The 13,880-nt window shown below is 65.0% G+C and carries 13 protein-coding genes; 7 read left to right on the top strand and 6 right to left on the bottom strand.

The features are described 5' to 3' along the window. Nucleotides 1–1,163 precede the first annotated feature (1,163 nt). The 4 genes from ACMZ91_RS00820 to ACMZ91_RS00805 are packed head-to-tail and all read left to right on the top strand — an operon-like array spanning nucleotide 1,164 to nucleotide 5,106. Nucleotides 1,164–2,060: a hydroxypyruvate isomerase family protein gene (locus ACMZ91_RS00820; RefSeq protein WP_414576668.1), complete on the top strand. Its 897-nt coding sequence runs from the start codon at nucleotides 1,164–1,166 to the stop codon at nucleotides 2,058–2,060. Between the two features lie 27 nt (nucleotides 2,061–2,087). Further along, entirely contained in the window at nucleotides 2,088–3,773 is a 1,686-nt protein-coding gene (locus ACMZ91_RS00815; protein ID WP_149908841.1) for a GMC oxidoreductase, read from the top strand. After that, on the top strand, nucleotides 3,773–4,348 hold the full coding sequence (locus ACMZ91_RS00810; protein WP_094002095.1) for a gluconate 2-dehydrogenase subunit 3 family protein: 576 nt from the start codon (nucleotides 3,773–3,775) through the stop codon (nucleotides 4,346–4,348). The genes ACMZ91_RS00815 and ACMZ91_RS00810 overlap by 1 nt, the downstream gene beginning before the upstream one ends. Next, nucleotides 4,348–5,106: a 3-keto-disaccharide hydrolase gene (locus ACMZ91_RS00805; RefSeq protein ID WP_149908840.1), complete on the top strand. Its 759-nt coding sequence runs from the start codon at nucleotides 4,348–4,350 to the stop codon at nucleotides 5,104–5,106. The genes ACMZ91_RS00810 and ACMZ91_RS00805 overlap by 1 nt, the downstream gene beginning before the upstream one ends. A 30-nt stretch (nucleotides 5,107–5,136) precedes the next feature. On the opposite strand, the gene ACMZ91_RS00800 is transcribed toward ACMZ91_RS00805, so the two are convergent. Genes ACMZ91_RS00800 through ACMZ91_RS00780 form a run of 5 tightly spaced genes read right to left on the bottom strand, consistent with a single transcriptional unit; the run spans nucleotide 5,137 to nucleotide 9,772 of the window. Next, nucleotides 5,137–5,433 (bottom strand): c-type cytochrome, encoded by a 297-nt coding sequence (locus ACMZ91_RS00800; RefSeq protein ID WP_049461474.1) that lies wholly within the window; start codon nucleotides 5,431–5,433, stop codon nucleotides 5,137–5,139. An 18-nt stretch (nucleotides 5,434–5,451) separates the two neighbouring features. After that, a complete protein-coding gene (locus ACMZ91_RS00795; protein ID WP_414576671.1) occupies nucleotides 5,452–6,318 on the bottom strand; it encodes a sugar phosphate isomerase/epimerase family protein in 867 nt (288 codons plus the stop codon). A 19-nt stretch (nucleotides 6,319–6,337) separates the two neighbouring features. After that, nucleotides 6,338–7,462 carry a Gfo/Idh/MocA family protein gene (locus ACMZ91_RS00790; protein WP_149908838.1) on the bottom strand — a complete coding sequence of 375 codons (1,125 nt, stop codon included), beginning with the start codon at nucleotides 7,460–7,462 and terminating at the stop codon, nucleotides 6,338–6,340. 12 nt (nucleotides 7,463–7,474) lie between these two features. After that, nucleotides 7,475–8,692: a nucleoside permease gene (locus ACMZ91_RS00785; RefSeq protein ID WP_414576673.1), complete on the bottom strand. Its 1,218-nt coding sequence runs from the start codon at nucleotides 8,690–8,692 to the stop codon at nucleotides 7,475–7,477. 27 nt (nucleotides 8,693–8,719) lie between these two features. After that, nucleotides 8,720–9,772 carry a sugar phosphate isomerase/epimerase family protein gene (locus ACMZ91_RS00780; protein ID WP_197655667.1) on the bottom strand — a complete coding sequence of 351 codons (1,053 nt, stop codon included), beginning with the start codon at nucleotides 9,770–9,772 and terminating at the stop codon, nucleotides 8,720–8,722. Nucleotides 9,773–9,867: 95 nt separating this feature from the next. On the opposite strand from ACMZ91_RS00780, the gene ACMZ91_RS00775 reads away from it, so the two are divergent. Both ACMZ91_RS00775 and ACMZ91_RS00770 read left to right on the top strand, forming a co-directional pair. Next, complete coding sequence (locus tag ACMZ91_RS00775) at nucleotides 9,868–10,875, top strand: LacI family DNA-binding transcriptional regulator (RefSeq protein ID WP_049422751.1); 1,008 nt, start codon at nucleotides 9,868–9,870, stop codon at nucleotides 10,873–10,875. 104 nt (nucleotides 10,876–10,979) lie between these two features. Then, the gene (locus ACMZ91_RS00770; RefSeq protein WP_032127639.1) at nucleotides 10,980–12,032 is read left to right on the top strand and encodes a sensor domain-containing diguanylate cyclase; all 1,053 of its coding nucleotides are present in this window, start codon (nucleotides 10,980–10,982) and stop codon (nucleotides 12,030–12,032) included. On the opposite strand, the gene ACMZ91_RS00765 is transcribed toward ACMZ91_RS00770, so the two are convergent. Beyond that, nucleotides 12,020–12,916: a LysR family transcriptional regulator gene (locus ACMZ91_RS00765; protein WP_197655668.1), complete on the bottom strand. Its 897-nt coding sequence runs from the start codon at nucleotides 12,914–12,916 to the stop codon at nucleotides 12,020–12,022. The two genes, ACMZ91_RS00770 and ACMZ91_RS00765, sit on opposite strands and share 13 nt — an antisense overlap. 108 nt (nucleotides 12,917–13,024) lie before the next feature. On the opposite strand from ACMZ91_RS00765, the gene ACMZ91_RS00760 reads away from it, so the two are divergent. After that, nucleotides 13,025–13,873 (top strand): isocitrate lyase/PEP mutase family protein, encoded by an 849-nt coding sequence (locus ACMZ91_RS00760; protein ID WP_134950926.1) that lies wholly within the window; start codon nucleotides 13,025–13,027, stop codon nucleotides 13,871–13,873. Nucleotides 13,874–13,880: the final 7 nt, after the last annotated feature.

Here is a 13,880-nt window from a genome sequence, read left to right as displayed (position 1 = left end):
CCTTCTCGCGTCCCGGATATGAGCGCCTGCTGGAGCGAGACTGGCCTAAGGCCACGCAGTGTCTGTGAAAGACCAATCACCATCTGCTCGATCACGCTGAGCCTTTGCTCCAGCGACCGTACGTATGCGGCAACTCCCGTGTCGTCTGAACGCGAGGGATCAGCAGTAGCTGGCATCCGCAGATCTTGCCTAAGCTCCTCGGACCTTAGCTCAATGTAGATGGCTGAGCGGCTCCTTGGAACGGTTGCGAACGATCGACGCAACCCGATGCGGTCACCACCATTGGCAAGGTGGCATTGGCCTTCGAGCGCTACAGCGAGCACCATCGACATAGCGCTCTGCGCTTCCGCTCACCCCGGGAGTTTCGGCGCGCTATGCTAACCGGCGCGCAAGTAAGGAAACCTGTCCGCAGATACGTGGAGCATTCCACGGGATGAGTTAAAAAAATCATCCAAATTGTGCTGTGGCTCAATGCTATTTTCTTCGCTGCAATCTGGCTGTTCAGAATGTGGGTGGGGACAGCCCCGTGGCCGGCCGCAGCTCAGTCAATTTCCATAGCCATTGTCCTTTCTACGTTGACGCTGAGGCCTTCACGCCCTAGGTGTATTGGGACGACGCAGCTCTGCCACTAGGGTGCCTGCCTCGGCTTGCTTGAGCATGGCAATAATCTGGCTATCAAAAAATAGGGGCTTTCTCATGGAACATCCTCGGGTCAGATTTCGAGGGAATTCCAATTTGAGGTCATCTGATTTGCGGGGATTGCTGGGACGTCGGTGAGTTGGAGCCTCTGCAGTGTTGAGAAAAATATAGGATTGAGGTCAGCGGGCACTCTTTCTCACCCAAATTTTCCATTTGGTAGAATAAATGGTGCTATCAATGGTGAATGAATTCCTAGAATGGCAGTGTTTTAGAGAGATTTCTAGTAATGAGGTATGCACAACATGTGTGCACAACCCTTCTGATCGAACGCTCGTTCGCAGCAGAAAAGAAAGCCCCGCTCATGCGGGGCTTTTCTTTATCCGGAATCCCTTCGGAGTTGTGCCCCGCAGCATCGGTTTTCGTGCACCGCGACTTGCAAACAGACAATTTCCTCCCCTATGGTGCAATCGATTGCATTGCTGTGAATCGTTGCGTTTGATACCGGTTGGGAGGCCGGCAGGTGGATGTCCATCCATTCGATCAGACCGGCCCCGGCGGCGGGCCTCACGCGGCGCGATGCGTTGCGCATGGCGGTTGCTGGAGGCGTAGCTCTGGGTACTGCGGGTACGCTGCCTGCATTCGCCGCCATGGCGCCGCTCAAGGGCAACCTGAAGCACTCCGTGGCCCGTTGGACCTTCCCGCAACTGTCGGTCGCCCAGCTCTGCGCGACGGTGAAGGACATCGGCTTTGCCGCGATCGACCTGGTCGGCCCGGAAGACTGGCCCACGCTGAAGGCCAATGGCGTGTACAGCTCGATGTGCAACGGCGCGGAGCTGGGCCTGACCAAGGGCTTTGCCGGCCGCGAATTCCACGACCAGCTGGTGGAGCGCTACACGCAGCACATCGACCTGGTGGCTGACGCCGGCTACCGCAACCTGATCTGCTTCTCCGGCAACCGCAACGGCATGGACCCCGCCGAAGGCATGGCCAATGCCGAGGCCGGCCTCAAGCGCATCCTCGGGCATGCCGAGAAGCGCGGCGTCGTACTGGTGATGGAGCTGCTGAACTCCAAGGTCGACCATCGCGACTACCTGTGCGACCACTCCGCGTGGGGTGTGGAGCTGTGCCAGCGGCTCGGCTCGGACAATTTCGGCCTGCTCTACGACATCTACCACATGCAGATCATGGAGGGCGACATCATCGCCACCATCGGCAAGCATCACGCCTGCTTCAAGCACTACCACACCGCAGGCGTGCCCGGCCGGAACGAGATCGGAGACCAGCAGGAGCTCCACTATCCAGCCATCTGTCGCGCGATCCGCGACACCGGTTTCAAGGGGTATCTGGCGCAGGAATTCACGCCTGCAGCGCCCGATCCCGTTGCCTCATTGCGCGAGGCGATCCGCCTCTGCGACGTCTGAAACGATATCCACCCAGGTGAGAAACCCATGGCAGATAATCACTACGACGCCATTGTTGTTGGCTCGGGAATCAGTGGCGGTTGGGCGGCGAAGGAGCTGACCGAGAAGGGCCTGAAGGTCCTGATGCTGGAACGCGGGCGCAACATCGAGCACGTCAAGGACTACGTCAACGCGATGAAGGAGGCGTGGGATTTCCCGCACCGCAACCGGCCAACGCAGGCGATGAAGGCCGAGTTCCCGGTGCTGATGCGCGACTACGGCCTGGCCGAGAACCTGGAAGGGATGTGGGCCAACGAACAGGAATCGCCCTACATCGAGACCAAGCGCTTCGACTGGTTCCGTGGCTACCACGTCGGTGGTCGTTCCTTGATGTGGGGGCGGCAGAGCTATCGCTTCTCCGATCTGGATTTCGAGGCCAACCTCAAGGACGGCATCGCCACCGACTGGCCGATCCGCTACGCCGATATCGCGCCATGGTACGACCATGTAGAGAGGTTCGCCGGCATCGCCGGCACGCGCGAAGGACTGGACGTGCTGCCGGACGGCGAGTTCCTGCCGCCGATTCCCTTGAACATCGTCGAGAAGGATGTGGCCGCGCGCATCAAGAAGGCCTTCGGCGGAACGCGCCATATGATCCACTCGCGCACTGCCAACATCACCCAGCCGATGCCCGAGCAGGGGCGCGTCAACTGCCAGTACCGCAACAAGTGCATCCTGGGTTGTCCCTTCGGTGCCTACTTCTCGACCCAGGCGGCGACGCTGCCGGCGGCGATGAAAACCGGGAACCTGACCTTGCGGCCGTTCTCGATCGTCAAGGAAGTGCTCTACGACAAGGATCGCAAGCGTGCGCGTGGCGTGGAGGTGATCGACGCCGAAACCGGCCAGACCTACCAGTACACTGCCAAGGTCATTTTCCTCAACGCGTCGTCGTTCAACTCGACGTGGCTGCTGATGAATTCGGCCACCGATGTCTGGGAAGGGGGGCTGGGCTCTTCGTCCGGCGAGTTGGGGCACAACGTGATGGACCATCATTTCGGGGCCGGCGCCTCGGGCCGGGTCGAGGGTTACGAAGACAAGTACTACTTCGGCCGCCGTCCCTGCGGCTTCTACATTCCGCGGTTCCGCAACGTCGCGGCCGACAAGCGCGGCTACCTGCGCGGGTTCGGCTACCAGGGCGGTGCCAGCCGCACCGGATGGTCGCGCGAGATCGCCGAGCTCAACATCGGTGCCGATCTGAAGGAGGCACTGACCGTGCCGGGTGACTGGCGCATCGGCATGACCGGGTTCGGTGAAATGCTGCCCCACCACGCCAACACGATCCGCCTGGACCACGACCGCAAGGACAAATGGGGACTGCCGGTGCTGGCGATGGACGTGTCCATGCGCGCCAATGAACTGGCGATGCGCAAGGACATGGCCGCCGATGCCGCCGAGATGCTGGAGGCGGCCGGGGTCAAGGACGTGAAGATGCACGACAACGACTACGCCCCGGGCAAGGGCATCCACGAGATGGGGACCGCACGCATGGGACGTGATCGGAAAAGCTCGGTATTGAATGCGCACAACCAGGTCTGGGATGCCCCCAATGTCTATGTGACCGACGGTGCCTGCATGACCTCCAGCGCCTGCGTGAATCCCTCGCTGACCTATATGGCGCTGACCGCGCGCGCGGCCGACCATGCGGTACGCGAACTGAAAGCGGGGAACCTCTGATGGATCGCCGCGAACTGTTGAAGATGATCGTTGCCGCTACCGGTGCGGCCATGGTTGGCCTGCCTGCGCTGGTGCATGGCAAGGTGCCGGCTGCCGGGGCGATGCCCGCGTTCTCCGATGCCGACATCGGCATGCTGGACGAGATCGCCGAAACCATCCTGCCGCGGACAAGGACGCCCGGGGCCAAGGACGCGGGTGCCGGTGCGTTCATGGCGACGTTCGTCAGCGACTGCTACACCGCCCGGCAGCAGGCGACGTTCCGCGCCGGCCTGGCCGACATCGACACGCGCGCCGGTGGCCGTTTCGTATCGCTCACGCCGGAAGCCCGCACCGGGTTGCTGCGAAGGCTGGACGCCGAAGCCAAGGCACGCAATGCCGACGTGACCGAGACCGGCACTCCCGAGGAAGGCGAGGCCATGCCGCATTACTTCACGATGATCAAGCAGCTGGCCATCTTCGGCTTCTTCACTTCAAAGGTCGGGGCGACCGGTGTGCTGCAGTACGTCGCCGTGCCGGGCCGCTACGACGGTGACCTGGCCTATGTCCCCGGTACGCCCGCGTGGGGGACCAGCTGATGAACGCCACCCTGATGATCCGCCCTGCGTTGATCACGGCCGGCCTGCTGGCCGCTGCATCTGCATTCGCTCAGGACGGCGCCGACGCTGCGCGTGACCCGAAGAAGACCGAAGTGTGGACGCCCGTGCCCGCAGTCGTGGCCACGCCGGCAGGCAAGGCCCCCTCCGACGCGATCGTGCTGTTCGATGGCCAGGATGTCTCGGCGTGGGAGGCAGAGCAGGGCGGGCGCGTGCCCTGGACGGTTGCCGATGGCGCCATGACCGTCGTTCCGGGCAGCAAGGGCATCCGCACCCGGCAACGCTTCTGCGATGTCCAGCTGCATGTCGAATGGCGTACCCCCACCGAGACGAAGGGCTTCGACGGACAGAACCGCGGCAACAGCGGCATCTTCCTGCAGGAACTGTACGAGCTGCAGGTGCTCGACAGTTACAACAACCCGACGTATGCCAACGGCCAGGCGGGTTCGATCTACAAGCAGGCCATGCCACGGGTGAACGCCTCGCGCGCACCGGGCCAGTGGCAGGTCTACGACATCATCTGGAAGGCACCGCGCTTCTCGCAGGGCGGCGGCCTGACGTCGCCCGCGCGCATCACCGTGCTGCACAACGGCGTACTCGTGCAGGACGACACCGTGCTGGCAGGCAGGACCGAGTACATCGGTGCGCCTTCGTACGCACCCCATGCGTGCGCGCCGCTCTATCTGCAGGAACATGACTCCAGGGTCAGCTACCGCAACATCTGGGTGCGCGAGCTGTAGGGGCACGCGGCCAGCGTGGTCGCCGGCCGCTTACTTCGCCAGGTAGCTGGCGATGTCGTTGATCTCCTGCTGTGACAGCTGGGAGAAGGGCGGCATCAGCCCACCGCCCTTGCTGATCTTTTCCTTGATCTGCGCAGGTGCCATGCGCTTGCCGATGTCGGTGAGCGCCGGGAATGCGCCCGGCATGCCCGCACGATCCGCACCATGGCAGGCCACGCAGTTCGCGGTGTAGAGCTTTGCACCCGCAGCCGGATCGTCCTTGCACCAGGCGGCCGTCGCAACGCTCATGCCACCCAGGGCCACCGCCGTTGCCAGGATCATTTTCATGTGGGGCTCCTTGATGCGTCAGCGCCGCGCACGGGCGGGCACGTTGGTGGTCAGGTGTTCACGCAGATAGTCCGCACCGGTCTGGATGATCCTGGCTGGATCGCGTGGCTGGTCGTGCTCGATGATGTACCAATGCACGCCGGCGGCTGCCGCAGCAGGCAGGATCGCGCTCCAGTCCAGCACGCCCTGGCCCACCGCGGCGAATCCGCCTTCGTCCTGGGCCTGGCCCTTCGGCGCATTGTCCTTGGCGTGCACCGCAAACACGCGGCCACGGAATTTTCCCAGCATCACCGCCGGGTCCAGGCCCGCGCGTGCAACCCAGGCCAGGTCCAGTTCGGTCTGCAGGTCGGGCCCGGCCGCTGCGAACAGCAGCTCCAGCCCGGTCTGACCGTCGAAGTCGGCCAGCTCGAAATCGTGGTTGTGATAGGCCAGGCGCATGCCCTTGCCGCGCACCTGCTTGGCGATGCGGCCCAGCTCCTTGCCCAATGCGGTCCAACCTGCGGCATCGGTGGGCCGGTCCTTCGCGTCCAGGTAGGGCACCACCAGCGTGGCGTTGCCGATCGATCGGTTGAAGGCCACCACGCCGTCCAGGTCTCTGCGCAGCTCGGCCAGCGCAACGTGCGAGGAGATCGCCCTGATCGAATACCTGTCCAGCAACTGCTTGAGTTCGCTGGCGCTGACGCCCTGGGTCCCCACCGTTTCCACCGCGTGCACGCCCGCGTCGTGAACGATCTTCAACTGCTGGTCGAGCGATCCGGCATTGCGCAGTGAGTACATCTGCACTGCGATGGGCTTCTGCGCGGCGACGGCTTCGCTGGCGAGGCCGGGCAGTGCCGTGAGCACCAGGAGTGCGAGGGCTGCGGCTCTGCGGACAGGGGTTTTCATCAGGCGTTCCTCCCGGGATTCAATCGATGGTGGTCCAGGCACGTGACCTGGCTGATGCAATGACGCGATCGACGATCCGTGCCGAGCGCAGGCCGTCTTCGAAGGTGGGCAGGCCCTGCGGCCGCTCGCCTTCAATGGCGCGGTAGGTGTCGGCCACAAACGCCTCGAAACACTGGGCGTAGCCCTGTGCATGCCCGGCCGGCAGCACGGAAAGGCGGCGTTGTTCGGCGCTGCCGGCACCGGGGCCGCGCATGAAGATTTCCTCGCGCTGATCGGGCAGGCCGATCCAGAGTCGTTCGGCATCCTCCTGGTTGAAGACCACGCTGGCCTTGGCGCCATCGATCTCGAACCAGAGGCGGTTGTGGCGTCCGGCCGAGACCTGGCTGACCGTCAATGACGCCAGCGTGCCGGCGCCGGTCCTGAACATCGCTGCGGCCACGTCTTCGCTGGTGACAGCCTGCATCGCGCTGGCGGCCGTTGGCGTGCTGAAGCTCTGCCCGCTGACGGCGCCACGCTCGGCGATTACCGTGGAGAACGCCGCGTTCACTTCGGCGAAGCCCTCGCCACTGACCCATTCGACCAGGTCGCACCAGTGCGAACCGATGTCGGCGAACACGCGCGACGTGCCTCCCAGCGCGGGGTCCACGCGCCAGTTGTTGCTGGCCGGATCCAGCAGCCAGTCCTGCAGGTAGCTGCCGTGGATCAGGTGCAACGGCCCCAGATCGCCCCGGGCGATGCGTGCGCGCGCCTCTCGGACCACTGGGTGGTAGCGGTAGACGAAGGGCACCGTGGCAACCAATCCGGTCGATGCGGCCAGCGCCGCCAGCGCCTGTGCATCATCCAGCGTCGTCGCCAGCGGTTTCTCGCAGATCACGTGCTTGCCGGCTTCCAGCGCAGCCTGTGCCATGGCGCGGTGCAGATGGTTGGGCGTGCACACGTGCACGACCTGTACCTGCGGATCGGCGATCACCTCCTCGATATCCCGGTAGGCGCGCGGGACATTCCAGGACTGCGCGGCCTCATGCGCGCGCTGCGCTGACGAGGCGGCTACGCCGCGCACCTCGGCACCGGCCAGTAGTGCCGCACGACGATGCACTGCACCGATCATGCCGGCGCCGACGATGGCGATTCCAAGCTTGGGCATCGACGGGGATCCTCAGGGTGTGGAGGGCGCGGCCGTGACCGTCGGCCGGTCGCGGAACAGCAGCAGGAAGGCGATCAACACCACCAGTGCAACGCCGGCCGGGAACAGCCAGATCTGCTGCCAGTCGGGGCCGGCCTCGGTGGTGAAGTGCTCCACCACCGCGCCGGACAGGAAGGTGCCGATCAGCATTCCCACGCCGTAGGTAGCCAGGGTGATGAAGCCCTGCGCGCTGCTGCGCGCGGCGGGGCCGGCATGCGCATCGGTGTAGATCTGGCCGGTGACGAAGAAGAAGTCGTAGCAGATGCCGTGCAGCACGATGCCGATCACCAGCAGCGAGAAGCCGCTGCCCGCATCGCCGAAGGCGAACAGGGCGTAGCGCACCACCCAGGCGGCCATGCCGACCGCCAGCATGGTCTTCACTCCCAGCCGCACGAACAGGAACGGCATGGCCAGCATCAGCAGCACTTCGGAGACCTGGCCCAGCGACTGCAGGCCTGCTGCACCCCGCACGCCCAGGTCGTTGAGATACGGATTGGTGAAGTTGTAGTAGAACGACAGCGGGATGCAGATGGCGATGGACGCCAGGAAAAACACCAGATAGGCACGCGATTTCAGCAGACGCAACGAATCCAGCCCCAGGATCTGCCCCAGCCCGGCATCGCGCTGCTGTGCCAGTGGCGGCGTGTGCGGCAGGGTGAATGCATACAGGCCCAGCACCAGCGATGCCAGCGCGGCCATGCGGAAGGTGAGTTCAAGCCGATGGGCCTGTTCCCAGCCCAGCCAGCCGATCAGCACACCGGCGACGATCCAGCCGATGCTACCGGCCACGCGTACCAGCGGGAACTGTTTCTCGGGCGACTGCATGTGCCGCATCGCCACGCTGTTGGCCAGTGCCAATGTCGGCATGAACAGCAGCATGTAGCCCATCACGCAGGCGGAGAACATGCTGAAGCTGGATGCCGTGGACGCCAGCCACATCAGCACCGCGCCCGCCAGGTGCAGCACCGCGAGGATGCGCTGCGCGGCGAAGTAGCGATCGGCGATCAGCCCGACCAGGAACGGCGCCACGATGGCGCCGATGGACTGGCTGAGGAAGGCGGTGGCCACCTGGCTGGCGCTGGCCTGCAGCGGGCCCTGCACCAGGTAGGTTCCGAGGGTGACGAACCACGCCCCCCAGATGAAGAACTGCAGAAACATCATCGCGCCCAGGCGCGACATGGCGTGCGTCATGGCTTGCCCTCCCGGGGCGGTCTTGGCTCAGATTCCCAGCATGCGGTGCAGTGATGCGGCGTCCGTGCCACTGTCGGCAAAGTCGTCGAAGGCGCGTTCGGTCACGCGGATGATGTGGTCGCGGATGAAGGCGGCGCCCTCGCGTGCGCCGTCCTCGGGGTGCTTCAGGCAGCATTCCCATTCCAGTACCGCCCAGCCGGGGAAGTCGTACTGGGCGAACTTCGAGAAGATCGCCTTGAAGTCGATCTGGCCATCACCGAGCGAACGGAAGCGGCCCGGACGCTCGATCCAGTCCTGGTAGCCGCCATACACGCCGCTGCTTGCGCTGGGGCGATACTCCGCGTCCTTGACGTGGAAGATGCCGATGCGCGCGTGGTAGCGGTCGATGAAACCCAGGTAGTCCATCTGCTGCAGCAGCAGGTGGCTGGGGTCGTACAGGATCTTGGCGCGGGGGTGATGGTCCACCACATCGAGGAAGCGTTCAAAGGTCGCGCCGTCGTGCAGGTCCTCACCCGGGTGGATCTCGAAGCACAGGTCCACGCCGCAGGCGTCGAACGCATCCAGGATCGGGCGCCAGCGGCGGCCGAGTTCGGCGAAGGCTTCTTCCACCAGTCCCGGTGGACGCTGCGGCCAGGGATAGAAATAGGGCCAGGCCAATGCGCCGGAGAACGTGGCATGCGCGGTCAGCCCCAGGCGCTGGCTGGCTTTGGCGGCCAGCAGAAGCTGCTCGACTGCCCAAGCCTGGCGGGCAGCCGGATCGCCGCGCTTGTCCGCCGGCGCGAATCCGTCGAACAGGCTGTCGTAGGCCGGATGCACCGCGACCAGCTGCCCCTGCAGATGGGTGGACAGCTCGGTGATCTGCACGCCATGACCGGCCAGCATGCCGGCGACGTCGTCGCAGTACGCCTGGCTGCGCGCGGCCTCGGCCAGATCGAACAGGTGGGGCGCGCCGGTGGGGACTTGTACGCCAGAATAGCCCAGACCCGCGGCCCATCCGGCCAGCGTGTCCAGCCGATCAAAAGGAGCTGTGTCGCCGATGAACTGCGCCAGGAACAGCGCTGGACCCTTGAGCGTCTTCAACGTGATTCGCCCTCGATGCAATCGATTGCATTATCCTAGCAGGGGCTCACGCAGGACCTGTTGTGCACTGCACAGCAGACAGGAGAACTAACGCCATGGCCACCATCTACGACATCGCGAAGCACGTCGGCGTCTCCGCAGGCACGGTGTCGCGGGCGCTTTCCCGGCCGGACAAAGTGCTGCCGGCCACGCGCGCGCGTATCGAGCAGGCCGCTGCCGCACTCGGTTATGTGCCCAACACGGTGGCCCGCACGCTCAAGACCCAGCGCAGCGGCAAGATCCTGGTTACCGTCCCGGACATCGCCAATCCATTCTTCGCGCAGATCCTGCAGGGGGCGGAGGACGCCGCACAGGCGGTCGGCTATGCGGTTCTGCTCGGCGATACCCAGCATCAACCCGACCGCGAGGAGCGCTATGCGCAGATGCTCCGGCGCAACGAGGCCGACGGCATGATCGTGCTGGGGCACCGCCTGCCGCCCACGGCGCGCGAGATCGTCCAGCAGCGCGGTGCCGCCGCGCCGGTGATCAACGGCTGCGAGTTCGACCCCGCACTGGGCATTCCCAGCGTCCATATCGATAACGCCGCGGCCGCGCGCGTGGTGATGGAACATCTGTATGGGCTGGGACACGAGCGGATCGCCGTGGTCGGCGGACCGCCGGACAATCCGCTGCACCAGCAACGGCTGGAAGGGGTGCGGGCGGCTGGCAAGGCGCGTGGACGCCTGCGCCAGCTGAACATCGTGCCGGGTGACTTTTCGGTGGAATCCGGCCATGCGGCTGCCATGGCGCTGCTGGACGGCATGTCTGCGCCAACGGCGATCTTCTGTTTCAGCGATCAGATGGCGCTGGGCACCCTGGCGGCCTGCCGCGATCTGGGCATCCGCGTGCCGGAGGACCTGTCCATCGTCGGCTTCGATGATCTGGCATCTTCCCGCTACCTCACGCCGCCGTTGACCACCATCCGGCAACCGATGCGGGAGATCGGTGAGCGCGCGGTCAACCTGCTGCTTGCCATCATCGAGCACATGGATGTGCCGCTGCAGCAGACGCTGGATTTCAGCCTGATGCTGCGGGGGTCAACGGCGCCACCCAGGCGTGGGTGAGGCAGGGTAACCGCCGTGAATCCTTGATCCCGAATTGACGCAGAGCTGTCAGACTCACCAGAGGCCGCCCGGCAAGGGCGTGCGATCGCGCAAGGGGGTCGGCAATGCCGTTCTTGACGGACTCGACGGAAGTCGCGGTCGAAGGCATCGGCGCGGCACGTCGCATCGGCTGGATGCGCTTCGTGGGCAATGGGCTGGGCGCGATTCCCATCGCCTCGATCATTCTTGAACGTCAGGACGGCCCGTGGGCCTGGGTGTTGCTGCTGCTCAACGCGCTGGCCTGGCCGGCGCTCGCGCTGGTGCTGACCCAGCGCTCACGGCAGCCTGCGGTGGTCCAGTTCCGTTGCATGGTGGTTGATTCCTTCTTTGGCGGTGGCTGGATCGCCTTCATGGGGCTCAGCGTGGTACCCAGTGCGTTGTTCGCCGCGCTGCTGGTCGCCGACAAGATCGCCGCCGGTGGGGTGAAGCTGGCGGTACGGGCCACACTGGCACTGGTAGCGGGATTCGCGCTCACCTGGTGGGGGCTCGGGTTTCCTTACCAGCCGGTGTCATCGCAGCGCACGATCGTGCTCAGCGTGCCGTTCCTGTTCGTCTACGGCATCGGCCTCAGCATCCTCAGCTGGCAGCTGGCGCGGCGAGTGAAATCGCAGAACCGCCAGTTGAAGCGGCTGAGCCGCATGGACCCGCTGGTGGAGCTGGCCAACCGCGGCTTCCTGATCGTCCGTGCGCAGCAGGCACTGGACAAGGCGCAGGGGCAGGGTGGTTTTGCCTGCCTGCTGATGCTTGATGTGGATGACTTCAAGCGCATCAATGACTCGCACGGTCATCGCGCCGGGGACGAAGTGCTGCGCCATATCGCCTCCACCTTGCGCGCCTTCGCCCGGCCCGGCGATACCCCTGCGCGGCTGGGAGGCGACGAGTTCGTCGTGCTGCTGCAGGACTGTGCGCCCGTCGATGCGATGCATGTGGCAGAGCGGGTTCGGCTGCAACTTCTGGAGGCAGCACGGCAGGCAACCCCGGGCATCGAGTTCAGCGTCAGCATCGGAATCGCGGCGACGCCGCGCGGTGGCAGCGTCGAGGACTGGCTGGCACTGGCCGACCGCGCGCTGTACCACGCCAAGCGCCAGGGCAAGAACAACGCCAGCTATGGCGAATGAGGTGTTGCCAGGTCTCTGGCGCAGGCCAGCAGCTGGGCGGCCGTTGCCGGAGGCTTGCAGCGCACCGCCAACTGCAGCGTAGTGGTCGGCATGCCCAGTTCCAGCGCAACAAAAGCCAGGCCGCTGCGGTGCATGCTCTGCATCGAGGCCGGCACGATGGCGATGCCCAGGCCGGCAGCGGCAAGGTTGATCGCCGAAGCCACCTGCGGCGCTTCCTGCTGGATGGTAGGCGCAAAGCCCTGGCTGCGGCAGGCAGCGACGACGTCTGCACTCAGGCCCTGGCCCGATTTCCGCGAGAACAGGATGAAGCGCTCGTCGCGCAGCTCGGCCAGCGCGATGCTTGTCCGGCTCGCCAACGGGTGATCGGCCGGCAGTACTGCCACCAGTGGCTCGGCACTGAGTTGCTGTGTCATCCGTTCACCGCTATCGGAAAACGGCGGGCGCACGATCACTGCATCGAGTTCGCCATCATCGAGGCGCCGGACCAACGATTCACTGCCATCTTCGACCAGCTGCACCTGCACCGCCGGATGTGCCCGCTGGAAGCTGCGCATCAGCGCGGTGACCGCCTCGTTGTAGGTCGCCGATTCGGTCAGCCCCAATGTCAACGTACCGACCTCGCCGCGTGCGGCGCGCAACGCCTCCTCCTTGGCCTGGTCGACGCGCGCGAGGATGTCCTCCGCGGCTTTCCAGAATACCTGGCCAGCATCGCTGAGCACGATGCCGCGTCCCTGCCGGTGGAACAGCGGTGTGCCGATCTCTTCCTCCAGGGCGCGGATCTGCTGCCCGAGCGGCGGCTGGGCGATATGCAGGGCCTCGGCGGCCTTGGTGAAGCTCTGCAGCTGGGCAGTCATGACGAAGTAGCGCAGGTGCCGCAGTTCCATTGGAACCTCAAACGTTCTGGTGCTGTACGAACACGGTATTGGACGGTCGCCGCTGGCGGCAACATCATCGGTATCCCACGGCAGATGTCCAACGACAAGGGAGACCCCATGAAAAAGACACGTCAGTTGCGCGATCTGCTCCGCCAGGGCAGCGTGATTGCGCCAGGTGCATTCGATGGATTGTCGGCACGCCTGGTGGAGCTGGCCGGCTTCGATGCGGTCTATGCCAGCGGCGGCGCCATCGCGCGTTCGGCCGGCGTGCCGGACATCGGCCTGCTCGGCCTCAGCGAAGTGCTTGCGCAGGTTGAACGGATCGTCGATGCCTGCGATCTGCCGGTGATCGCCGACGCTGACACCGGCTTCGGCGGCACCGCGAATGTTGAACGCACGGTGCGCGCGTTCGAAAGGGCAGGGGTTGCCGCACTGCATATCGAGGACCAGGCCTTCCCCAAGCGCTGCGGACACCTGGATGACAAGACGCTGGTCGACGCGGGCGAGATGTGCACGAAGATCCGTGTCGCCTGCCAGTCGCGGATCGACCCGGAGTTGATGATCATCGCGCGTACCGATGCCATCGCCTGCGAAGGCCTGGATGCGGCGATCGAACGGGCGCAGGCCTATGTGGACGCGGGCGCGGACATGATCTTCGTCGAGGCACCGGAAGCGCTGGAGCAGATCGAGGTGATTTCGCAGCAGGTTCCCGGGCCGAAGCTGATCAACATGTTCCACAGCGGCAAGACGCCGCTGGTGCCGGTGGCGCGGCTGGCCGAACTCGATTACCGGCTGGTGATCATTCCCTCGGACCTGCAGCGCGCTGCGATCCGGGCCATGCAGCGCACCCTGCAGGAGATCGCAGCGACTGGCGACAGCGGGCGTGTTGCCGGCGAGCTGGCCAGCTTCGGCGAGCGTGAGACGATCGTGCGCACGGCGCGGTATCTGGCACTGGACCGGGTGTGATCCGGGC

The organism is Stenotrophomonas sp. FR024 (genome assembly GCF_047500745.2).
GTDB classification, from domain to species: domain Bacteria; phylum Pseudomonadota; class Gammaproteobacteria; order Xanthomonadales; family Xanthomonadaceae; genus Stenotrophomonas; species Stenotrophomonas maltophilia_A.
Note: the sequence above shows the minus strand (reverse complement) of the source record. Positions and strands in the feature narration are given on the sequence as shown.

Coding starts and splice junctions, on each gene's coding strand:
- ACMZ91_RS00785 (WP_414576673.1), bottom strand. CDS start 8,692: ATGACGCACGCCATGTCGCGCCTGGGCGCGATGATGTTTCTGCAGTTC.
- ACMZ91_RS00795 (WP_414576671.1), bottom strand. CDS start 6,318: ATGAAAACCCCTGTCCGCAGAGCCGCAGCCCTCGCACTCCTGGTGCTC.
- ACMZ91_RS00810 (WP_094002095.1), top strand. CDS start 3,773: ATGGATCGCCGCGAACTGTTGAAGATGATCGTTGCCGCTACCGGTGCG.
- ACMZ91_RS00770 (WP_032127639.1), top strand. CDS start 10,980: ATGCCGTTCTTGACGGACTCGACGGAAGTCGCGGTCGAAGGCATCGGC.
- ACMZ91_RS00800 (WP_049461474.1), bottom strand. CDS start 5,433: ATGAAAATGATCCTGGCAACGGCGGTGGCCCTGGGTGGCATGAGCGTT.
- ACMZ91_RS00775 (WP_049422751.1), top strand. CDS start 9,868: ATGGCCACCATCTACGACATCGCGAAGCACGTCGGCGTCTCCGCAGGC.
- ACMZ91_RS00820 (WP_414576668.1), top strand. CDS start 1,164: ATGTCCATCCATTCGATCAGACCGGCCCCGGCGGCGGGCCTCACGCGG.
- ACMZ91_RS00790 (WP_149908838.1), bottom strand. CDS start 7,462: ATGCCCAAGCTTGGAATCGCCATCGTCGGCGCCGGCATGATCGGTGCA.
- ACMZ91_RS00815 (WP_149908841.1), top strand. CDS start 2,088: ATGGCAGATAATCACTACGACGCCATTGTTGTTGGCTCGGGAATCAGT.
- ACMZ91_RS00765 (WP_197655668.1), bottom strand. CDS start 12,916: ATGGAACTGCGGCACCTGCGCTACTTCGTCATGACTGCCCAGCTGCAG.
- ACMZ91_RS00805 (WP_149908840.1), top strand. CDS start 4,348: ATGAACGCCACCCTGATGATCCGCCCTGCGTTGATCACGGCCGGCCTG.
- ACMZ91_RS00760 (WP_134950926.1), top strand. CDS start 13,025: ATGAAAAAGACACGTCAGTTGCGCGATCTGCTCCGCCAGGGCAGCGTG.